17 protein-coding genes, 1 tRNA gene and 1 other RNA gene are annotated in these 20639 nt (G+C 70.1%); 14 read left to right on the top strand and 5 right to left on the bottom strand.

Annotated features, from left to right (window positions below):
• The first annotated feature begins 217 nt into the window (after window positions 1-217).
• Window positions 218-514, top strand: coding sequence for a hypothetical protein (locus tag ACQUST_RS13810; RefSeq protein ID WP_435129750.1), 297 nt, complete (start codon window positions 218-220; stop codon window positions 512-514).
• 114 nt (window positions 515-628) lie between these two features.
• On the opposite strand, the gene ACQUST_RS13805 is transcribed toward ACQUST_RS13810, so the two are convergent.
• Window positions 629-702, bottom strand: a tRNA-Lys gene (locus ACQUST_RS13805).
• A 123-nt stretch (window positions 703-825) separates the two neighbouring features.
• On the opposite strand from ACQUST_RS13805, the gene ACQUST_RS13800 reads away from it, so the two are divergent.
• Window positions 826-2289, top strand: coding sequence for a DHH family phosphoesterase (locus ACQUST_RS13800; protein ID WP_435129747.1), 1464 nt, complete (start codon window positions 826-828; stop codon window positions 2287-2289).
• 747 nt (window positions 2290-3036) lie between these two features.
• Here the strand turns inward: ACQUST_RS13800 and ACQUST_RS13795 are convergent.
• On the bottom strand, window positions 3037-3333 hold the full coding sequence (locus tag ACQUST_RS13795) for a PRC-barrel domain-containing protein (RefSeq protein ID WP_435129744.1): 297 nt from the start codon (window positions 3331-3333) through the stop codon (window positions 3037-3039).
• Between the two features lie 216 nt (window positions 3334-3549).
• On the opposite strand from ACQUST_RS13795, the gene ACQUST_RS13790 reads away from it, so the two are divergent.
• From ACQUST_RS13790 to ACQUST_RS13770, 5 genes are all read left to right on the top strand, one after another.
• Entirely contained in the window at window positions 3550-6630 is a 3081-nt protein-coding gene (locus tag ACQUST_RS13790) for an FAD-binding and (Fe-S)-binding domain-containing protein (RefSeq protein ID WP_435129742.1), read from the top strand.
• A gap of 197 nt (window positions 6631-6827) precedes the next feature.
• Window positions 6828-7535 (top strand): fumarylacetoacetate hydrolase family protein, encoded by a 708-nt coding sequence (locus ACQUST_RS13785; protein WP_435129739.1) that lies wholly within the window; start codon window positions 6828-6830, stop codon window positions 7533-7535.
• 59 nt (window positions 7536-7594) lie between these two features.
• Entirely contained in the window at window positions 7595-8482 is an 888-nt protein-coding gene (locus tag ACQUST_RS13780; protein ID WP_435129736.1) for a GAF domain-containing protein, read from the top strand.
• Between the two features lie 81 nt (window positions 8483-8563).
• The gene (locus ACQUST_RS13775) at window positions 8564-9514 is read left to right on the top strand and encodes a D-2-hydroxyacid dehydrogenase (protein WP_435129733.1); all 951 of its coding nucleotides are present in this window, start codon (window positions 8564-8566) and stop codon (window positions 9512-9514) included.
• Between the two features lie 98 nt (window positions 9515-9612).
• The gene (locus ACQUST_RS13770) at window positions 9613-11307 is read left to right on the top strand and encodes a histidine kinase N-terminal 7TM domain-containing protein (RefSeq protein ID WP_435129730.1); all 1695 of its coding nucleotides are present in this window, start codon (window positions 9613-9615) and stop codon (window positions 11305-11307) included.
• A 407-nt stretch (window positions 11308-11714) separates the two neighbouring features.
• Here ACQUST_RS13770 and ACQUST_RS13765 read toward each other — a convergent pair whose 3' ends face one another.
• The gene (locus ACQUST_RS13765) at window positions 11715-12203 is read right to left on the bottom strand and encodes a GNAT family N-acetyltransferase (protein WP_435129727.1); all 489 of its coding nucleotides are present in this window, start codon (window positions 12201-12203) and stop codon (window positions 11715-11717) included.
• Window positions 12204-12377: 174 nt separating this feature from the next.
• Here ACQUST_RS13765 and ACQUST_RS13760 point away from each other — a divergent pair, with 174 nt between their 5' ends.
• The 3 genes from ACQUST_RS13760 (at window position 12378) to ACQUST_RS13750 (ending at window position 15719) form a co-directional block, all read left to right on the top strand.
• A complete protein-coding gene (locus tag ACQUST_RS13760; protein WP_435129725.1) occupies window positions 12378-13673 on the top strand; it encodes a DUF502 domain-containing protein in 1296 nt (431 codons plus the stop codon).
• Window positions 13670-14101: an archease gene (locus tag ACQUST_RS13755; protein ID WP_435129723.1), complete on the top strand. Its 432-nt coding sequence runs from the start codon at window positions 13670-13672 to the stop codon at window positions 14099-14101. Before ACQUST_RS13760 ends, ACQUST_RS13755 begins: the two co-directional genes overlap by 4 nt.
• A gap of 154 nt (window positions 14102-14255) precedes the next feature.
• Window positions 14256-15719 (top strand): RtcB family protein, encoded by a 1464-nt coding sequence (locus tag ACQUST_RS13750; RefSeq protein WP_435129721.1) that lies wholly within the window; start codon window positions 14256-14258, stop codon window positions 15717-15719.
• A gap of 46 nt (window positions 15720-15765) precedes the next feature.
• Here ACQUST_RS13750 and ACQUST_RS13745 read toward each other — a convergent pair whose 3' ends face one another.
• On the bottom strand, window positions 15766-16539 hold the full coding sequence (locus ACQUST_RS13745; RefSeq protein WP_435129718.1) for a hypothetical protein: 774 nt from the start codon (window positions 16537-16539) through the stop codon (window positions 15766-15768).
• A gap of 230 nt (window positions 16540-16769) precedes the next feature.
• Here ACQUST_RS13745 and ACQUST_RS13740 point away from each other — a divergent pair, with 230 nt between their 5' ends.
• From ACQUST_RS13740 to ACQUST_RS13730, 3 genes are all read left to right on the top strand, one after another.
• Entirely contained in the window at window positions 16770-17183 is a 414-nt protein-coding gene (locus ACQUST_RS13740) for a DUF7548 family protein (RefSeq protein ID WP_435129715.1), read from the top strand.
• Window positions 17184-17313: 130 nt separating this feature from the next.
• Window positions 17314-17627, top strand: an RNA gene (gene ffs / locus ACQUST_RS13735) — signal recognition particle sRNA.
• 116 nt (window positions 17628-17743) lie between these two features.
• Entirely contained in the window at window positions 17744-18013 is a 270-nt protein-coding gene (locus ACQUST_RS13730) for a DUF7111 family protein (protein WP_435129712.1), read from the top strand.
• 73 nt (window positions 18014-18086) lie between these two features.
• Here ACQUST_RS13730 and ACQUST_RS13725 read toward each other — a convergent pair whose 3' ends face one another.
• A complete protein-coding gene (locus ACQUST_RS13725) occupies window positions 18087-19481 on the bottom strand; it encodes an NAD(P)/FAD-dependent oxidoreductase (protein WP_435129709.1) in 1395 nt (464 codons plus the stop codon).
• A gap of 185 nt (window positions 19482-19666) precedes the next feature.
• Between ACQUST_RS13725 and ACQUST_RS13720 the strand changes: the two genes are divergently transcribed.
• The gene (locus tag ACQUST_RS13720; protein WP_435129707.1) at window positions 19667-20626 is read left to right on the top strand and encodes a zinc-dependent metalloprotease; all 960 of its coding nucleotides are present in this window, start codon (window positions 19667-19669) and stop codon (window positions 20624-20626) included.
• Window positions 20627-20639 lie beyond the last annotated feature (13 nt).

The raw sequence follows: 20639 nt of genomic DNA, 5'->3' as shown, positions 1-20639 counted from the left end.
CGTCCGCGCCGACTCAGACCGGGTCGGGCCGCCGCCGGGTCGGCACGCCTCCTGGTCTGTCCGCCACTCGGTCGGTTTCACCACCGGGTCGACAGGGCCGGCAGCGGCGGTCCGAACGCGCCGGAGTCGACGGAGCGTCGCTGTCCGGCGACGGAACGGTGAAACCATGATTTCAGTTTACTCAGCAGTTTAGGCGTTCGAGACGGACACTGGATACATGTCTAGCTCCACGACCACGATACGGATGACCGACAGACGCGAATCGGTGTACGACGCGCTCAAGGACGCCACCGGCGAGACGACGAAGTCCGGCGCCCTCGACGTCGCCGCCGAGTACTACATCCGGATGCGCGGCGAGAACCGACTCCAGCCCGGAACCGGCCGCGTCCAGCGACTCCTCACCCGCGCCGTCGAACAGGGCAGCCTCACCGCCCCCGAAATCGCCGAACTGCTCGACTGCGAGGAGTTCGCGGTCGACTGCGACGTCGACATCTCCTGCGGCAACGACGAGTAGCGACCGCTCCGTCACTGTGCCGAAAGAATCGAGCCTCGGCCGCTGCGCTCCGCTCTCCTCGCTGCTTCGTCTCCCGCTGCGCTCTCCGGCGGTTTCACTGCTCGGTTGAGAACACGGGCCGGGAGGGAATTGAACCCCCGACCGACGGATTAAGAGTCCGTCGCTCTGCCTGACTGAGCTACCGGCCCGCTACATCCAACCGAAGCGGAGGCGCCCTAAAAGGCCTTCCGTTTCCCGGCCACGGAGCCGGGGGTCGCTTCGGATGAACGAACATCACCGCTTAAGTGTCGCGCAACCCGAGTCGTCACGTAATGAGTACTGGGGTTACGGTCTCCTCGATGTCGACCTACGCGATTCTCGGCTGTGGCAGCGTCGGCCACGCCGTCGCGGACGAACTCACCGAGGAGGGGAAAGACGTCCTCATCCTCGACAAGGACGAGTCGCGGGTGGAGGCGCTCCGCGACCAGGACCTGAACGCGCAGGTCCAAGACATCGCGGAGGAGGGCGTCGCCGACGCAGTCGCCGAACGCGACGTCATCCTGATTCTGTCCTCGGACGTCGACGCGAACAAGGCGGCCGTCCGCGCGATTCGGGAGTCCGGCCACGAACAGTACGTCGTCGTCCGCGCCTCCGACCCGGTGAGCGAGGACGAACTCGTCGAACTCGGCGCCGACGTCGTCATCAATCCGTCGACGGTCATCGCCGACTCGGCGCTGCGCGCGCTCGAATCCGGCGAACTGGAGTACAAGGCGCGCCAGCTCGCGGACATTCTCCGGTCCGCCGACGGGAAGCTCGCGGTGCTCGCTCACGACAACCCGGACCCGGACTCCATCGCGTCGGCCGTCGCGCTGCGCGCCATCGCCGAGGAGTTCGACGTCGACGCGGACATCATCTACGACGGCGAAATCGGGCATCAGGAGAACCGCGCGTTCGTGAATACGCTCGGCATCGACCTGCACGCGCGCGACGAGGTGCAGCCGTTGTCGGAGTACGGCGCGGTCGCGCTCATCCACTACGGCGACTCCGGCGGCATGGACCTCGGCGTCGACGTCGACATCTACATCGACCACGAGGAGGCCGACGAGGAGCTGGAAGCCGACTTCGTCGACATCCGGAAGAACGTCTCCGCGACGTCGACGATCCTCACGAAGTACATCCAGGAGTTCGACCTGTCACCGAGCGACACCGTCGCGACCGCGCTGCTGTACGGCATCCGCGCGGAGACCGTCGACTTCAAGCGCGATACGACCCCCGCGGACCTGACCGCGGCCGCCTACCTCCACCCGTTCGCCGACCACGACAAACTGGAGGAGGTGGAGTCGCCGAGCATGAGCCCGGAGACGCTGGACGTGCTCGCGGAGGCGATTCAGAACCGGGAGGTGCAGGGGAGCCACCTGCTGTCGAACGCCGGGTTCGTCCGCGACCGCGAGGCGCTGGCGCAGGCCGCCCAGCAGCTCCTCGACCTGGAGGGCATCACGACCTCCACCGTGTTCGGCATCGCCGACGACAACATCTACCTCGCCGCCCGGTCGAAGGACATCCGCATCAACATCGGGAGCGTCCTCCACGACGCCTTCTCCGACATCGGCGAGGCGGCCGGTCACTCGACGCAGGGGAACGCCGAGATTCCGCTCGGCCTGTTCACCGGCATCGAGACGAGCGAGGAGAACCGCGATACGCTCCGGCAGCTCTCCGAGGAGGCGGTTCGGAAGAAGCTGTTCGACGCGATGGGCGTCGAAAGCTCCAGCGGAAGCGAGTCCGGGAACGGCACCTGAGCACTCGGGCAGACGCCGCCTGTCCGACAGGCTCCGCACGCTGCCCGAGCGCGCCTCGACCCGTAACTGACGCTGTCGCTTCTCTCACGGCTATTTGACCACGTCCAGTCGCTGGTTTCCCGGCCGCTTGCCACTCCGGCCAGTCTCACCGAAACGTACAAGTGTGGTGTGCTACAACGTAGCATACGAGGTGGTTTCCGTCACAGGCTATCGACCGACCCCACGCGGCAGACGCGGCGCACCGACGTGACCCGCACGTGAACGCTCTCGGCCGACTTCAGCCGGAACGAAACCACGAAATCGCGAATCGACACGAGACACCACGCATCGACCACGAACACGGCGGAACCGACCGACGAATCACTCGCTCACACGGAATCGGCGCGAAACCGAGAATCGGCACGCGAACTGGACCGAACGGACGACCGGAACCGCACGAACCAACAGAATCGCACGAACGACCGGTGTCGGGCGGGACACGGACCCGGCGCTTCGACGCGCACCGACTCACGACCACGAATCGTCGCGGGAAACCGCGAACCGTCGCGGAACAGGGCGGCGACCGCCTGCATCGTCACGACGAATCCGTACCGCCGGACGACCACCCGACACCTCGTCGGGCTTCATTCCTGAGGGAGCATCGACGTCGACGCCGAACAGCGGTCCGTCCGTCTCACACGGGCCGCCGAACGCGGTGGCTCGGCGGGCGGCGAGGACCGCGAACTGATTCGGCGGGAAAACGGGCGGTTACGCGAGCGCTTCTTCCTGGTCGGAGTCGTCTTTCAGGCGCTCGACGACGTCGTTGATGAGGATGACGTCGCCGACGGCGCGGACCCACCGGTAGGGGACCAAGACGCCCTTTCCGGGGTCGACCCGGCCGGTGAACAGGTCGTGGTTCAGTTCCGCGAGTGCGAGCCCCGTCACGGTCTCGGCGTCGAGGTCGAGTCTGACGTCTTCGACCTCGCCGACGAAGACCCCGTTGTTGGAGTACACCTCCCGCCCGACGAGCGTCGTGATCTCCTGGGGTGTCCCGTCTGCGTTCATACCGCTGGAGAGGGACGGATGGGTCTTAAAAGCGTCCCCCGGCGCCGACGTCCGTCTGACGAAGCCGCGCGTCCGCGACGCGACGGGTCGAACGCCTGACGTGACAGGGGGCGAATCCGACTCTGTCTTGACGTTTTCCGGTCTCGGCTGGGCCGCACGTCCTGTCGAAGCCCACGCGTTTATGTGACGCCACGACACAGTCGCACACACTACTGCATGTCCTCAGACGCGCCTCATTCGCGGCACGGCGACCCGGATCTTCCGGGCGCCGACTTCGACTTCACGTCCGACGACGTCGCCCGCCCCGGACTCGTCTCCGACCTCGACGACCTCGTCGACGGCGACGTCCGGTTCGACAGCTACAGCCGGCAGCTGTACGCCACCGACGCCTCCGCCTTTCAGGAGACCCCTATCGGCGTCGTCCTCCCGAAATCCACCGACGACGTCGCCGCCGTCATGTCCTACTGCGCGGACCGCGAGATTCCGGTGCTGCCGCGCGGCGGCGGCACATCCCTCGCCGGTCAGACCGTCAACGAGGCGGTCGTCCTCGACTTCACCCGGTACATGGACGGCATCGTCGACCTCGACCCGGAGGCTGCCGAAGCAACCGTCGACGCGGGCTGTATCGTCGGCGACCTGAACGCCGCCGCGGCCGACCACGGCCTCAAGTTCGCGCCCGACCCGGCGTGGCGCGACAAGTCCGCCGTCGCCGGCGCCATCGGCAACAACTCCACCGGCGCGCACTCGCTCAAGTACGGGAAGACGGACGCCTACGTCGAGTCCTGCGAAGTGGTGCTCGCCGACGGCAGCGTCGAGACGTTCGGCGACGTCGAAGTCGACACGCTCCGGGAGGAGGCCGACCCGGAGGGGGACCTGCTCGAACGCATCTACGCCGAGGTCGTCCGGGTCCTCGACGAGGACGCCGACGAGGTGACCGAGCGCTACCCGGACCTGAAGCGGAACGTCTCCGGGTACAACCTCGACGTGCTCGTCGAGGAGGCGCGCGGCGAGTGGGCGGACGGCCCCGGCACCGGCGAACCCGGCACCGTGAACCTCGCGCGCCTGCTCGCGGGCAGCGAAGGGACGCTCGCGACCGTCACCGAGGCGACCGTCTCGCTCGTCGACATCCCGGAGACGAAGGCGGTCGCGCTGTTCACCTACGACGACATCGTCTCCGCGATGGAGGACGTCGGCCCGATACTCGAACACGACCCGGCGGCCGTCGAGGTGATGGACGACACGCTCCTCGACCTCGCGCGGGACACCCCGGAGTTCAGCGAGGTCGTCGGCATGCTGCCCGACGGCACGAACTCGGTGCTGCTCGTCGAGTTCTACGCCGACAGCGACGAGGAGGGCCAAGAGAAGGTCGCAGACATCATCGCGGACCGCTGTCCGAACACGGAGACCGTCGCGGCGCCGACCGACGGGCGCGTCCGGACCGACGAGCCGATTCACGCCGCCGCCGCGATGGAGGCGCACGACGAGGAGCGCCGCGCGAAGTTCTGGAAGATGCGGAAGTCCGGCCTCCCCATCCTGCTCGGCCGCACCACCGACGAGAAACACATCTCGTTCATCGAAGACTGCGCCGTGCCGCCGGAGCACCTCGCCGACTACGTCTCCGAGTTCCAGGACCTGCTCGACGAGACCGGGGCGTTCGCGTCCGTGTACGCGCACGCCGGCCCCGGCGTCCTCCACATCCGGCCGCTCGTCAACACGAAGACCATCGACGGCCTCGAACAGATGGAGGCCATCGCCGAGGGCGTCACCGACCTCGTCGTGAAGTACGGCGGCTCCGTCTCCGGCGAGCACGGCGACGGCCGCGCCCGAACCCAGTGGAACCGGAAGCTGTACGGCGACGACCTCTGGCAGACGTTCCGCGACCTCAAGACCGCGTTCGACCCCGACTGGCTGTTGAACCCGGGGAACGTCTGCGGCGATCACTCGCTCACCGAGCACCTCCGGTTCGACCCGGAGTACGCGTTCGACGCCGGCTTCGACCCCGAACTGAACTGGGACAACGAAAACGGGATGCAGGGCATGGTCGAGCTGTGTCACGGCTGCGGCGGCTGCCGCGGCAAACAGGAGACGACCGGCGGCGTCATGTGCCCGACGTTCCGCGCCGCCGAAGAGGAAATCCAGTCCACGCGCGGCCGCGCGAACCTGCTCCGCGGCGCCATGTCCGGCGACCTCCCTGCGGACCCGACGGAGGAGGAGTTCGCCGACGAGGTGCTCGACCTCTGTGTCGGCTGTAAGGGCTGTAAGGTGGACTGCCCGAGCGGCGTCGACATGGCGAAGCTGAAAGCCGAGGTCACCCACGAGCGCCACCAGGAAGCCGGCGCGAGCCTCCGCGACAAACTGTTCGCGGACGTGAACCTCGTGAGCCGGCTCGGCTCGACGTTCGCGCCGGTGTCGAACTGGGCGGCGAAGCTCCCCGGCGCCCGGTTCGTCGGCGAGAAGGTGCTCGGCATCGCCGCCGACCGCGACCTGCCGACGTTCCACCGCGAGACGCTCCGCGACTGGTACGGCGACCGCGGCGGCTCCATCCCGGATGCCGACGCCGACCGCGTCGCCGTTCTGGTCCCGGACACCTACACGAACTACAACCACCCGGACGCCGGGAAGGCCGCGGTCCGCGCGCTCGAAGCAGCCGGCGTCCGCGTCGAACTCGCGGACGTCGAAGACACCGGCCGGCCCGCCCACAGCATGGGCTTTCTCGACCGCGCGCGGAGCCGGAGCCGCGCCGCCGTCGACGACCTCGCGCCGCGCATCCGCGAGGACCGCGACGTCGTCGTCGTCGAGCCGAGCGAGGCCGTGATGCTCCAGTCGGACCTGCTGGACTTCCACGACGACGAGGACGCCGCGCTGGTCGCCGCGAACAGCTACGGCGTCCTGGAGTACGTCGACACGTTCCGGCTCGACGACGACATGTCGTTCCGCGACGCCGACGCCGCCGGCGGCGACGCCGACGACTTCCGGCCGCTCACCTACCACGGCCACTGCCACCAGAAGGCGACGAAGAAGGACCACCACGCGGTCGGCGTGCTGCGCCGCGCCGGCTACGAGGTCGACCCGCTCGACTCGACGTGCTGCGGCATGGCGGGGAGCTTCGGCTACGAGGCCGAACACCACTCGCTCAGCAAGTCCATCGCCAGCATCCTCTACGACCAGGTGGACGAGAGCCGCGGCGAGGAGGTCGTCGCGCCGGGCGCCTCCTGCCGGTCGCAGCTCGGCGACCGCGACGGCGAAACCGAGGAGCCGCCCCACCCGGTCGAGAAACTGGCCGCCGCACTCGACTGAGGCCCGCTCGCTACTCTCCGTTCGCGGTTCGCTGGTCGCGGTTCGCGGTTCGCGGTTCGCTGGTCGCGGTTCGCGGTTCGCGGTTCGCGGTTCGCCGCTCCCGTTCGTCGCTCGCCGTTCGTCGATGCGGAGCCGGTCGGCACGGTCGGCCGTGTAGAACCGTGAACTACTTGCGGTCGCCGCCACGTCTCCTCCGCATGCGACTGGCACGCGCGGCGACGCCGGACGGGGTCCGGGCCGGCGAGTACCGAGACGGGACGCTCGTCGCCGACGACGCCGAGTACGACGTCGACGAGTCGGAGCTGTTGGCTCCGTGCGACCCGGACGCGGTGTTCTGCGTCGGCCGGAACTTCGCGGCGACGCTCGACCAGATGGAGTACGAGCGGCCCGACGAGCCGGACTTCTTCATCAAGCCGCCGCACAGCGTCGTCGGGCACCGCGACCCGATTCCGTACCCGGAGTGGACGGACGAACTCACGTACGCCGGCGAGCTCGTCGCCGTCATCGACGAGGCCTGCGAGGACGTCCCGGCCGCCGACGTCCCGGACGTCGTCCGCGGCTACACCGTCATGAACGACGTCGACGCGCTCGACCAGCAGGGACGGACGGCGCGGAAGGCGTTCACGGCGTCCGGGCCGCTCGGGCCGTGGCTCGAAACCGACGTCGACCCGACCGGCATCGACATGCACACCGACGTCGCCGGCGAGCGCCGACAGGAGTCGAACACCGAACTGATGCTGTTCGACCCGCACGAAATCGTGTCGTACCTCTCGCGTCGCTTCCGGCTGCGCGCCGGCGACGCCGTCGCGTTCGGGTCGCCCGCGAACCCCGGGCTGGTCGAGCGCGGCGACACCGTCGAAATCACGTACGAAGGCGTCGGCACCCTCGTCAATCAGGTCGTCTGACACCGGCGACGATTCCCCGAGCCCGAACTCCTATCTGACTGGATTCATTTACAGGAGCCATGCGACTCTCGGCCGGTGACGCACTCGTCGTCTCGGACGACGACGCGTGGAGTCGACGGTTCACGGCCGCGGCCGACTTCGAGGTGACCCGAACCGACTCCGTCTCCGAGGCCGTTCAGGCGGCGAGCGACGCCGACGGCTACGTGAACTGCGTCGTCGTCGACTCCGCCGGCACCTGGGCGGACCCGTCGCTCGTGTTCGCCGCCGTCACCGCCCGCTTCCCGGACGCGGCCTGCATCGTCGCCGGCACCGACCACCCAGTCGACCCGCCCGCCTGCGAGGACATCCGCGTCGAAGTCGCCGCCGACCGCGACTCGCCGGGGCTGGTCGCGGCGGCCGCCGAACGCGCCGTCGAGTCCGGCCGGCACCTCCGCTACCCGGTCCCGGACGGCGAGGCGGACCGCGCCGCCGCGGTCCGCGCGTGCAACGTCGACGGACTCGCCGCCGGGGACGACCTCGACGCCGTCGTCGCGGAAGTCGCGGACGCGCTCGCCGTCGACGTCGCGTTCGTCGGCCTCGTCGACACGCACGTCGAACACTTCGTCGCGACGCACGGCTGGGACCCGCCCGCGAACCTCGACCGCTCCGCCGTCGTCTGCGCACACACCGTCCTCGACGAGGGGCCGTTCGTCGTCCCGGACCTCGCCGCCGACCCCGAGTTCGCCGACGCCCCGAGCATCGAGCCGCGAGCGTATCCGTCCTACGCCGGCGTCCCGGTCCACGCGGACGGGCACCGCGTCGGGTCGCTGTGCGTCCGACACGGCGAACCCCGCTCGTACAGCGCCGAGGAACTGGAGACCCTGAAGCGGTACAGCGCCGCCGTCGACGACCTACTGGAAGCCGCTGCGGCGACGGCCGACGACGACCAGCCGTCGGCCGCCGACTGACGGCGACGGCGGTGGCGTGGTGGAACCGCGCCGGACGTCGTCGTCGCGGCGACTAAGTAGGGGGCAGTCGACGCGGTAGGTATGCGAATCGTCGTGACGCGACAGAAGATTCACGGCCTCCCGGCCGGCGACCTCGCCGCGGAGCTACGCGACCGCCTCCCCGACCACGACGTCGTGCTCGCGGAGACGCCGGCCGCCGAACGCGACGTGATTCCGTCGGCGGACGTCGTCGTCGGGCCGGGCCACTCCATCAGCGACCTGCTGGACCGCGCCGAGGAGCTGTCGCTGTTCGCCGGCGTCTACGCCGGCACCGGCCACCTCGACCTCGACGCGTTCCGCGACCGCGGCGTCGCCGTGACGAACGCGGCCGGCGTCCACGCGCCCAACATCTCCGAGTACGTCGTCGGCGCGCTCGTGTCGATGACCCGGGGATTCCGCCGCGCCACCCGTCAGCAGGACCGCCGCGAGTGGCGTCCGTACCCGACCGAGGAGCTGTACGACTCGACCGTCACGATCGTCGGGCTCGGCGCTATCGGCACCGCCATCGCAGAGCGGCTGGAGCCGTTCGGCGTCCACACCATCGGCGTCCGGTACACGCCGGAGAAGGGCGGCCCAACCGACGAAGTGCTGGGGTTCGACGACCTGCCCGAGCCGCTGGCCCGCACCGACCACCTCGTGTTGGCGTGCCCGCTCACCGACGAGACCGAGCGGCTCATCGACACCGAGGCGTTCCGGACGCTGCCGCCCCAGGCGACGCTCGTCAACATCGCGCGCGGCAAAGTCGTCGACACCGACGCGCTCCTCCGGTCGCTCCGCCGCGGCGACCTCCGCGGGGCGTTCCTCGACGTCACCGACCCCGAGCCGCTCCCGCAGGACCACCCGCTGTGGCGGTTCGACGACGTCCACGTCACGCCGCACAACGCCGGGAACACGCCGCGGTACTTCGAGCGCGTCGTCGACATCCTCTCGGAGAACGTCGACCGGCTCGCCGAGGACGGGGCCGACGCGGACCTGAAGAATCAGGTCGTCTGAGTCGGCCGCCGGCCAACCGACGGACGCCTCGCCAGCCGCCGTCGTCTCGCGCGTCGGCGTCAGCGCCTTTTTACACCGGAGCGCCGTGTGACGGTAGTATGTCTTCGGCCGTTCCGTGGCTGGCGGTCGGGTCGCTGCTGTCCGGCGCCATCTCCGTCGGATTCGTTCGGTACCTCTGGCCGTACCGCGGGAAGCTCGGCAGCCGGTTTTTCATCGCGACCATCGCCTGCGAGGCGCTGTGGTCGCTGTCGTACGGCGCGGCGCTGCTCGTGTTCGACCCGGCGCTCAGGCGGCTGTTCGAACTGCCGATCTGGTTCGCGATAAACTTCATCGGCGTGTTCTTCCTGGCGTTCGCGCTCGAGTACACGGGCCGCGGTCGGCTGCTGCGCTCGAAGCTCATGGGCGGTGTCGTCCTGCTGCAGACGGCGCACACGCTCGTCGTCGCCACGAACCCGCTGCACCACGTCGCGTGGAGCAACTACCACATCGAACCGGTGTACGGCGTCGCCACGGTCGCGTACACCCATCAGCCGTGGCTGTTCGTCAACGCCGCCGGCTTCATCCTCATGATCGCCGCCGCGTCGTTCCTGCTCGTGGACACTGTCATCAGCTACGGGCCGCTCTACCGCACGCAGGCCGCCGCAATCGCTGTTTCCCCCATCTTCCCCGGGCTCCCGTTCCTCCTCTGGCTCGTCCAGGTCGGCGGGTCGCCGCCGCTCAACCTCACGCCGCTCGTCTTCCCGGTTCACCTCGCGTTCGACATGTACGCGTTCTTCTCGCGGGACATGTTCGAACTGGTGCCGGCGTCCCGCCGAGTCGCGGACCGCGCCGCCATCGAGAACCTCGGGTCGCCGGTCGTCATCGTCGACGACGGCGGGCGAATCATCGAGTTCAACGGCGAGGCGAGACGCGTTCTCGGACTCGACTCGGGCTCTGCGCTGGGCCGCCCGCTCGACGACGTCCTCCCCGAGGTCGACCTCCGGGGCGACGACCAGACCGTGACGCGAGTCGTCGACGGCCGCAGACGCGTGTACGCGGTCACGACGGCGTCGCTGAACGACTCCTCGGGCGCCGCGGTCGGCGACACCGTCGTGCTGCAGGACATCACCGCCGAGCGTCGGCGCGAACAGCGGCTCTCCGTGCTCAACCGCGTCCTCAGACACAACCTCCGGAACGACCTGAACGTCGTGAGCGGCAACGTCCAGCTCGCCGCCGACCGCGTCGACGACGAGGAGACCCGGCGGTTTCTGGAGACCGCCGAGTCGAAGACGGCGGACCTGATGGCGCTCGGCGAGAAGGCGCGGCGCATCGAGCAGGTCGTCGCCGCCGACGGCGAACCGCCCACGGCGGTCTCGATTCGCGAGACGGCCGAGCGAATCCGCGACGACCTGTCCGAGCAGTACCCCGCGGCGTCCATCGACGTCGACGTCCCGGAGGACCGCGAAGTCTTGGCGGACAGCGAGCTTCTCGACCAACTGTTCCGGAACCTCGTCGAGAACGCACTGGAACACAATCCCGCGGACCGTCCGTCCGTCCAGGTGGAACTGGTGGCCGACGACGAATCGACGCTCACCGTCGCGGTCCGCGACGACGGCGCCGGCATCCCCGAGCACGAACTCGCGGTGCTCGACACCGAGACGGAGTCCGCGCTCGAACACGGCAGCGGCCTCGGCCTCTGGCTCGTGAAGTGGGGCGTCACCTCACTCGGCGGGTCGGTCCGGTTCGAACCGTCCGGGGAGGGAACCACGGTCTACGTGGAGTTACCGGCGGCCGATGATGACCAGGAAGCGTGAGGCTGCACAGAGGGACCCGTCACGGTGTTTCTGCCGCTGAACAAATCGAGTGTCGCGTCAGAAGGCGCCGCGATACCGGCGATACCGGTGCGGCGGGTGCGTGAGTCAGTCGTCCGTAACCGAATCGACGCGGCGGTCACAGCGGCGGCTGGCGGCGCGTGAAATGTCGCCCGGAACACTAACGAACCGGCGTCATCCCGTGGCGGTGTGCCGCGTCGGCCGGTAAACCCTCGTGCCGGGCAGGCGGGGTGACGTGCCGCCGGTCGGGTCGCGTCTGCGACCGGTGTCGCGCGCCTGGGTTCTCCGAGCCGTCATCGCACCCTGGTGGGTGTACTGGGCCGGGGACTAGGGCGCGCGCTTCGGCGTTGGCGCCGGCGACACATACGGCTACCGGATGCGTCGTGCGACTACCGGAGGAACTCGGAGAGCCGTTCGGCGAACCCTTTGCCGTCGCCGAGTTTCAGGTAGTAGGCGTCGCCACCGTCTTCGTAGTAGTTGTCGATGCGGCGGACGCGCTCGAAGCCGATGTGTTCGTAGAAGTCGAGCGCCTGCCGGTTCGTGGTTCGGGCGTGACACGTCACCGACCGGTTGTCGTCGGCGACTTTCGCGACGAGCCGCTTCCCGTGGCCGTGGCCGCGGGCGTCCGGCGAGACGGCGAGAAACAGGACGTAGCCGTCGCGGCGGGCCGAGGCGAACGCGACGAGTTCGTCGTCGCCGTCGGCGGTCTCCTCGAACAGTAGGTAGCAGGTCGCGCGGCGGTACGCGTCCATGAAGAAGCCGCGTCGCTGCTTGAGGACGCCTTCGTCCTCGCGGATGCGCTCTTTCAGCGCCCAGGCGGTCTCCGCGTGGGTCGCATCGCCCGGCCGGTCCACGCGGCAGTCGACGTTGACGCTCACTGACGTAGAGTACGTCTGTCCCCGGATTTAACTCCACCGTCGGCGGCGGCCCCTGCACGGTCGAGCGGAGTGCGGCCGCAGCCGATGGCGGGACCGATGGCAGAATTGTTTTCACGTCCCTGCACGTCTCATGGAGTAATGCCGGACCTGTCGCCGCGGAGTGTCGGAGTCTCCATGCGGCAGCTCATCCGCGGCGCGTTCATCACCGGGCTCGCCGTCATCGTCCCGCTTCTCATCACGGTCATCGTCCTCGCGATCGCCGTCCAGTACGTCTACCGGTACCTCGACGCGTTCTCCACGCTCGTGTTGGACTTCTCCGCGGCGACCCGGTTCACCATCCCGGGCGTCGGCGTCGTCGGCAAAGAGCAGCTCATCGAACTCATCGCGCCGGTGGTGCTGCTGTACCTGATTTTCGTCGTCGGGCTGTTCGTGAACTCGACGCGGTTCGGCTCCATCGCCATCGACTACTTCGACTCCGCCATCGCGACCGTCCCGGGCGTCGGCTCGGTGTACGAGTCGTTCAGGCAGATGTCCGACGTCATGCTGGAGGAGGACGCACAGAACTTCCGCGAAGTGAAACTCGTCGAGTTCCCGCACGAAGGCGCGTACACGCTCGGCTTCCTGACGACGGAGACGCCGGACGCGCTCCGCGAGCCGACCGGTCACGCGGAGATGCAGACGCTGTTCCTGCCGCTCGCGCCGAACCCGGTGATGGGCGGCCACCTCGTCCACATGCCCGCCGAGAAAGTGATGGACGTCGACATGACCGTCGAGGAGGGGATTCGGGCGGTCGTGACGAGCGGCGTCGCCGTCTCCGGCGGGACCGGCGGCGCCGGCGGCGTCTCCGAGGAGACGCTCCGCGAACTCGCGAGCGTCGAACACGCTGACCAGCAGTTCGACCCGTCGGCCGACTCGCCGTCCGTCCGCCGCGCCGACGACGTCGACGTGGAGCGCGACGACGAGTGGGACCGCCAGGTCGCCCCCGAGCGGTCGAAGACGCCGACCGACATCGCCCGCCGGACGCGCGCCCAGCGCGACACCTTCGAGGACCAGTCGTCGGCGCTCGACGACGAGCAGCCGTACTCGCTGTACGGCCAGCGGGAGTCGACGGTGACGCCGGCGACGGAGGCCGGCCGGTACGAGCCCGAGACCGCCGACACCGACGAGCGGCCGGCGGAGAAGGCCGACCGGCCGAAAGCCGAACGGACGACCGAGAAGGAACGGCCCGCGGAGAAGGCGGACCGCGACCCGTCGCTCCGCGAGGACACCGACACGCGGCCCGAGGAGGCGGGCGACCGCCCCGGCGCGAAGCGCGAACACACCGACGGCCGGCCGGCCGAGGTTCACGACCAGAGCGAACTGACCGCGGACCCGGACGAATCCGGGACCGACCCGGCTGCCGACACGGCAGCGGACGCGGCGGACCGCGGCGGTGCGGACGGCGACGACTCGGAGGAGGGCGACCGGTGACCGCGGCCGACGCCCCCGAGTTCGCGCTCCGAGAGCACACCGCCGACGTCGCGGTCGAGGCGACCGCGCCGACGATTTCCGGCGTGTTCGCCGCGGTCGCCGACGGACTCGCCGCGGCGATGTGCGACGACGTCCCGGAGACGGGCGGCGACCGGTTCTCGGTGGACGTGACGGCGGAGGGCGCCGAAGCCGCGCTGTTCGACTACCTCGACGAACTCATCTACGAGCGGGACGTCCGCGGCGTCCTCCCGGTCGACAACGACGCGACCGTCACCGAATCCGGCGGCGAGTGGACGGTCTCCGCGTCCGCCCGCGGCGTCCCGCTCGCCGACGTCGTCGCCCGCGACGTGAAAGCCGTGACGTACTCCGAGATGGACCTCACGGAGACGGACGACGGCTGGCACGCCTACGTCGTCTTCGACGTGTAGCCGAGTTCGCGGAGGTGTCAGGCCGCCCGTCACCGGACGGACCGCCGCCGCGACGCGGCCCGCACAGCGGGGCTCTTCCGTTCGACAGCGACGTGGACGGGCGGTCGCCGCGGGGAACGTAACCGTATTCCGTCGGGGGAGCGGAGGGACGCACATGACCGAGACCCGCGAATACGACGGAATCCGGCTGAAGCGGGTGCGAGAGCACGTCTGGGAAATCCCGAAGGAGGGCGACATGAACGTCCCGGCGCGCGTCCTCGCGAGCGAGCCGCTGCTCGAACAGATTTCGGACGACGACACGCTCCAGCAGCTCAAGAACGCGACGCACCTCCCCGGCATGACGAAGCACGCGCTCTGCATGCCCGACGGCCACCAGGGGTACGGCTTCCCGGTCGGCGGCGTCGGCGCGACGGACGCCGAATCCGGCTGCATCTCGCCGGGCGCCGTCGGCTACGACATCAACTGCGGCGTCCGCATGATGAAGACGAACCTCACCTACGACGACGTCGCGGGCCACGAGGAGGAGCTCGTCGAGTCGCTGTTCGCGAACGTCCCGTCCGGGCTCGGCGGCGGCGGCGTCGTCTCCGGCGACAGCGACACCATCGAAGCCGTCCTGGAGCGCGGCATGGACTGGGCGCTCGAGGAGGGGTACGCCACCGAAGCCGACCTTCGCCACTGCGAGGACGAGGGCCGCCGGCCGGACGCCGAGCCGTCGTTCGTCTCCCAGAAGGCGAAAGACCGCGGGAAGAACCAGCTCGGCAGCCTCGGCTCGGGCAACCACTTCCTCGAAGTCCAGCGCGTCACCGACACCTACGACGACGACGTCGCCGCCGCGTTCGGGCTCGAAGAGGACCAAATCGTCGTCCTCATCCACTGCGGGTCGCGCGGCCTCGGCCACCAGGTGTGCTCGGACTACCTCCGCCGCATCGAGTCGAATCACGGCGACCTCCTCGACCGGCTTCCGGACAAGGAGCTGGCCGCCGCGCCGGCCGGGTCGGCGCTCGCCGAGGAGTACTACGGCGCCATGTGCGCCGCCATCAACTTCGCGTGGGTGAACCGGCAGCTCATCATGCACCGGACCCGCCGCGTGTTCGAGCGGGTGTTCGGCGCCGACCACGACGACCTCGGCATGGAGCTGCTGTACGACGTCGCCCACAACATCGCGAAGCGGGAGACCCACGACGTCGACGGCGAACAGCGCGACCTGTTCGTCCACCGGAAGGGCGCCACGCGGGCGTTCCCGGCCGGCCGGTCGGAGGTGCCGGCGGCGTACCGCGACGTCGGCCAGCCCGTCATCATTCCGGGCAGCATGGGCGCCGGCAGCTACGTCCTCGTCGGCGGCGAGCGGTCGCTCTCGGAGACGTTCGGGTCGACGGCGCACGGCGCCGGCCGCGTCATGTCGCGGACGCAGGCGAAACAGGAGTACTGGGGCGAGACCGTCCGGGACGAGCTCCGCGACCAGGAGAAGATTTACGTGAAAGCGCAGTCGGGCGCCACGGTCGCCGAGGAGGCGCCGGGCGTCTACAAGGACGTCGACGAGGTCGTCCGCGTCAGCGACGAACTCGGTATCGGCGACAAGGTCGCCCGAACCTTCCCGGTCTGCAACATCAAGGGGTAGGGCGGCGCACCGCAGTTCCACGCCGAGCCGCTCGATTTCGACTGTTCTACTCTGCCGGGCCGTCGCGACCTCCACCGTTCCCGTCGATCCCGCCGTCCCCGCCGTCTCCACCGCGCCCACCGTCTCCGACATCCGCGTCGGCGACCCGGTGCACCTGCACCTGCACCGTCTCGCCCGCGTCGAGTCCGAGGACGGACCGCTCCGGTTCGGGGACCGACACGCTGCCGTCCTCCCGGAGCGTCGCTTTGAACACCGCCTCGGATTCGTGGTCGACGCCGGCGACACCCGGCGACGTATCGGTCTCACCGCCGCCCCGACGGTGCCGCCTCGGCGCCGACGCTCCGCGCGGCCGCCCGCCCGCGGCTTCGTCGCCTCCGGCGGAGGCTGGTCGCCCGTGGCTTCCCGACGCGGCCGCCTCTGACTCCGCCGCCGGCGCAGATTCGGGCCTGACGGCGCGGTGGAGCGGCTCGGTCGGACCGGGCGGTGACTCGTCGACCGGGCCGTCCGACAGCGGCGATTCCGCGGTCCTGTCGTCGACCGGTGGCGCGTCGAGCGCCGACGCCGGGTCGTCGGTCGGGGCCTCCGCGTCGAGGGTGGGTGCGTCGCGCGTCCGGTCCGTGAGTTCGGCCGCGAGCGCCTCCCGCGCAGCGGTCTCGGTGAGCGCGCTGCGGAGCGCGACCGCTCGCGCGACCGCCTCGATTTCGTCGCCGGTGACGTCCGACAGGTCCACCTCGGCGTCGTCGCCGGATTCGAGCGCGTCCGCGAGCGCCGACAGCTCCGACCCGGTGAGCGGGACGTCGTCCGCTGGGCTCGTCTCCATGTCCGGCCGATTGTCCCGGCCGACTGAAAAGCGGTCGGCCGAGCGGCAACGCACAGCGCAGCAGGACGCGGGCTGTCCGCAGCCTCCGCCGGGTCGCTTCCCCCGCGTTGCCTCCGCGTCGCCCCTGGGTCACCTCTGCGCCGCCTCTGCCCGTCGTCTCTGGCGCGTCGCCTCCGGCGCTCCGCCGCAACGAGAACCGATTAAGTGCCCGCCGGCCCGACACCCGGAACATGGACCGTGTTGACGCTGCGTTGACCGCGGGGATGGTCGGCTGTCTCGCCGTGCTGGCTGCGCTCGCCGCGCCGTTCGCGCTCATCTCGGAGCCCGGAACCGGCCTCGGCGTCTACTACGCGTCCGGCCCGGTCGGCGTCGGCGCCGTCGTCTTCCTGGCCGTCCTGCTGCTCGTCGTGTTCCTCTCCGGGCGGCAGTCGCACACCGACGACGTGATGGTCGCCGGCGTCGCCGTCGTCGCCGCCGTCGCGCTGCTCGCCGCCGCCGCCGGCTGGGCGCTCGCGGTCGACCAGCAGAACCTGTTTTCGTTCCCGGCGTCGGCGCAGTGGATTACGATGCACCGCTGGGTCGTCGTCGCCCTCGCGGCGACCGTGCCCGTGAGCGCCGCGGCCTACGCGTCGGAGGCGCTGTAACCGGGCGTCGCAGCCGCGTCGGCGCCGCGTCTGTGCCGCGTGACCGTCGCGCGACCGCCGCGTCGACCCGGCGGTTTCGCGTGACTGCGTCGGGACCGCAAGGCCCTTAAGTCGGAGTCGCCTACCGAAGTCGTGGACTAGGCCGGGCAGTTAGGCCCTGCTCGAAACCCGCGATAGAGTCTTTAGCGGGGGCCGAACGTCGGCGGCGTCCGGGACACCCGTCGTGGGCCCCGGAAGCCGACGTCGAAGCCTCGTCCGCCGGGGACAGCGGTCCGCCGGGACGCACCCGCAGGGGTGCGGTTCCGGGGTTCGTCGGCGGCACTGGGTCAGGCGCGGAAGCGAGCAGCCCACCGCCGGACGTATGTCGCTCGTCGGGTCGCGGGGCGGAGGAGGCGACCGGGATTCCCCACGGCGGACTCCCGGGCAACGCCGACCCGTCCGCTATTCATACCGACTTCACCTTCGCAAGCCGCGGCGCCGTCCGGCGCGTTCGACCCGGCTCGGCGCCGGGGCGACTCGCCACCGGAACCGTCGAATACCGGGCGGCCGAACGGCCACGCATGAGCGACGCGGACGGAGTCGACGTCGAGGCGACGTACAGAGAGACCGACACGGAGCGGCTGCTGGAGTTCGACGCGGACGGCCGCACCGCCGCCATCGCCCAGAACACGGAGGGGTACGCGATGTTGAAGGTTCGGCGGTCGGCCGACGGCGACGAACTGGAGCGGTACTACGGCTTCGACATGGCGCTCGACCACGCCGCCGAACTGCTCGGCGTCGCGCCGACGGACCTCCCGATTCCCGACGAGGCGGCCGACATGGGGATGTGAACGGCCTTCGAGAACGAGCGGGACGGAACCAGAGATTCGCGCCGAGGAGCCGAAGGGGACGCGGCCCAGCGGGTCAGTAGACGTACTCGTCTTCGGTGAGCTGAACGTAGCCGCGGTTCCGGAACCCCCACTTGTGCCAGCGGTACTGCAACAGGAGCTTCGCGGCGCCGAAGCCGGCGGCGAACCGCTGGTCGAACATTTCGTAGCCGTCGGCGTCAGCCAGCATCTTCCGGCCGGTTCGGAACGCGCTGTCCCAGTCGCTCGGCCCGTAGTTCCGGCACATCTTCGCCATCGTCACGTTCCGCAGCACCTCGTCGCCGATGGCGTCGTGCCAGCGGTCGTTGTAGTCGGTCATGTCGCCGCGCGCTGCGAGTTCGCCGGCGATGGCGCCGGTCCGGACCGCGACGTGGTCGCCGCCCTCGTGGAACGCTGAGGTCGCGCCCATCGCGCCGCCGGCGACGGCGATGCCGGCCCGAGCCGGGGACTCGATGGGGCGCGTCGACGAAATCGGGTACGTCTCGGTGCCCTTCGACTTCCCGGCGTCCTCCACGACCGGGAAGTCCTCCTCGACGTCGTACTCGTCGCCGTATTCGCGTTCGAGGAGCCGCCTGACGTACTCCTTGCCGGACGGGATTCGGTCGTCGTCCTCGCGGATGAGCGCGTACGCCTCGCGGTCGTCGACGTCGTCGAGGTCCATCCCGATGGGCATCGTGAGCCCGACGCGGCAGACGCGGTCCGCGTTCGGGAACACCCACGGGTAGGCGGTGTGGCCCGGCATCACTCCCCACCAGAACGTGATGCCGCCCGACACCTCCTCGTACACCTCCTCGGGGAACCGCCGGTACTCCTGGTAGGCGATGTGGTTGTTCTTCGTGGACGCGAGGCGGTCGGAGGCGGCCTGGTCGTCGGGAAGCAGCCCGTCGAGCACCCGGTTCGTGACTGTGCGCTGCGGGCCGTCGGCGAGCACCAGGAAGTCGGCGCCGATTTCGTCGCCGCCGCCGACCTTCAGGAGGTGCCGCGGCTGGTCGCCGCCGACGCCGGCGTCCAGCGCCGTCTCGACGTCCTTGACGGAGGCGCCGGTGCGGTACCCGGCGCCCGCCTGCTCCGCGCGGTCGCGCATGAAGTCGTCGAAGCGGGCGCGGTGCATCGTGAAGCCGAAGCTGTCGTAACTGGAGTCGATACCGGTCGACCGGAGCGTGCACGACTCGGTCGGCCCGACGAACTCGGCGCGGTCGAGCCGCTGCTGAAAGACGCCCTCCGGGAAGTCGTCCGGGTGTATCCCCATGATGTCGACCCAGTAGTCGAGGATGCCGGCGGCGTCCGTGGAGTCCGGTCCGAGGCGGTCGCGGTCCGCGCGCGGAACACCCTTCTCCAGGACGAGCGCGTCCGCGTCGCGGGAGGCCGCCGCGTGCGCCGCCGCCGACCCGGCCGGGCCGCCGCCGACGACGGCGACGTCGACTCGTTCCATGCTTCCAACGGCGGCCGCAGTCGATATTAAACCCCCCGAACTGCGCGCCCGGCCACGGACTGCACCGCTCCGAGTGCGGACTGCACCGCCCAGGCCGCACCCCCGTCGCGCCGCGGACGCGTCGCTCTGACTGCGCGGAGCCGGCGCCGCAGAAGACCTATCCCGGCTCCACCCCGAGGGCCGGTATGGATATCTCACGGAGCGTCCGCGCGCTGGCGGGCGCCGCCGACGAGCCGGACGGCGTCATCGACTGGGACGCCGTCGCGGAGGCCGCGAAAGGCGGCTGCGAGCCGGGCGACCTGTCGATGGGCGAGGCGGAGCTGAACGGCTACGCCGACGACGTCCGGGCGGCCCGCGACGGCCTCCGGTCGGCGAGCGGCGTCGACTTCGACCTCCCGGACTCCGTCGAGGTGCAGAGCCGGCACCACTGGATCGACGCGAACGTCGAGACGTTCGAGCGCGTCCTCCGACCGCTCGAATCGCAGCGCTCGTCGGTCCTCCCCGGGGTCGCGCGGTCGGTGAACAGCGGGACGATGGCGGTGACGCTCGCGTTCCTCGCGCGGAACGTCCTCGGCCAGTACGACCCGCTGCTGCTCGCCGACGGCGCCGACGACCACGGCCTCTACTTCGTCCGGCCGAACATCCGGGCGGCGGCCGTCGAACTCGGTGTCGGCTATCCGCGGTTCCGGCGCTGGATCGCGTTCCACGAGGTGGCGCACGCCGCCGAGTTCGGCGCGGCGCCGTGGCTGTCGGACTACCTGGAGGCGCGCGTCGAGGAGGGCGTCGAAGACCTCGCGAACGGGACGCTGAGCCGGGCGTCGTTCGACGACCTCAACACGGCGATGACGGCGGTCGAGGGGTACGCGGAGCTGCTGATGGACCGCGCGTTCGACGAGGAGTACGCCGACCTCCGCGAGAAACTCGACGAGCGGCGCGGCGGCGGCGACCCGCTGACGCGGCTCATCAAGCGGCTGCTCGGCCTCGACGTCAAGCGACAGCAGTACGAGCGCGGCGCCGACTTCTTCGCGGCCGTCGCCGACAGAACCGACCTCGCAACGGCGTCGCTCGTCTGGGAGCGCCCCGAGAACCTCCCGCGCGAAGCCGAACTGGACGACCCGGAGCGCTGGCTCAGCCGGGTCGGGTGAGCGGCGGGCCGCG

Origin of the sequence: Halobaculum sp. D14 (genome assembly GCF_051195135.1) — an archaeon.
Classification (GTDB): domain Archaea; phylum Halobacteriota; class Halobacteria; order Halobacteriales; family Haloferacaceae; genus JBNTKA01.
Note: the sequence above shows the minus strand (reverse complement) of the source record. Positions and strands in the feature narration are given on the sequence as shown.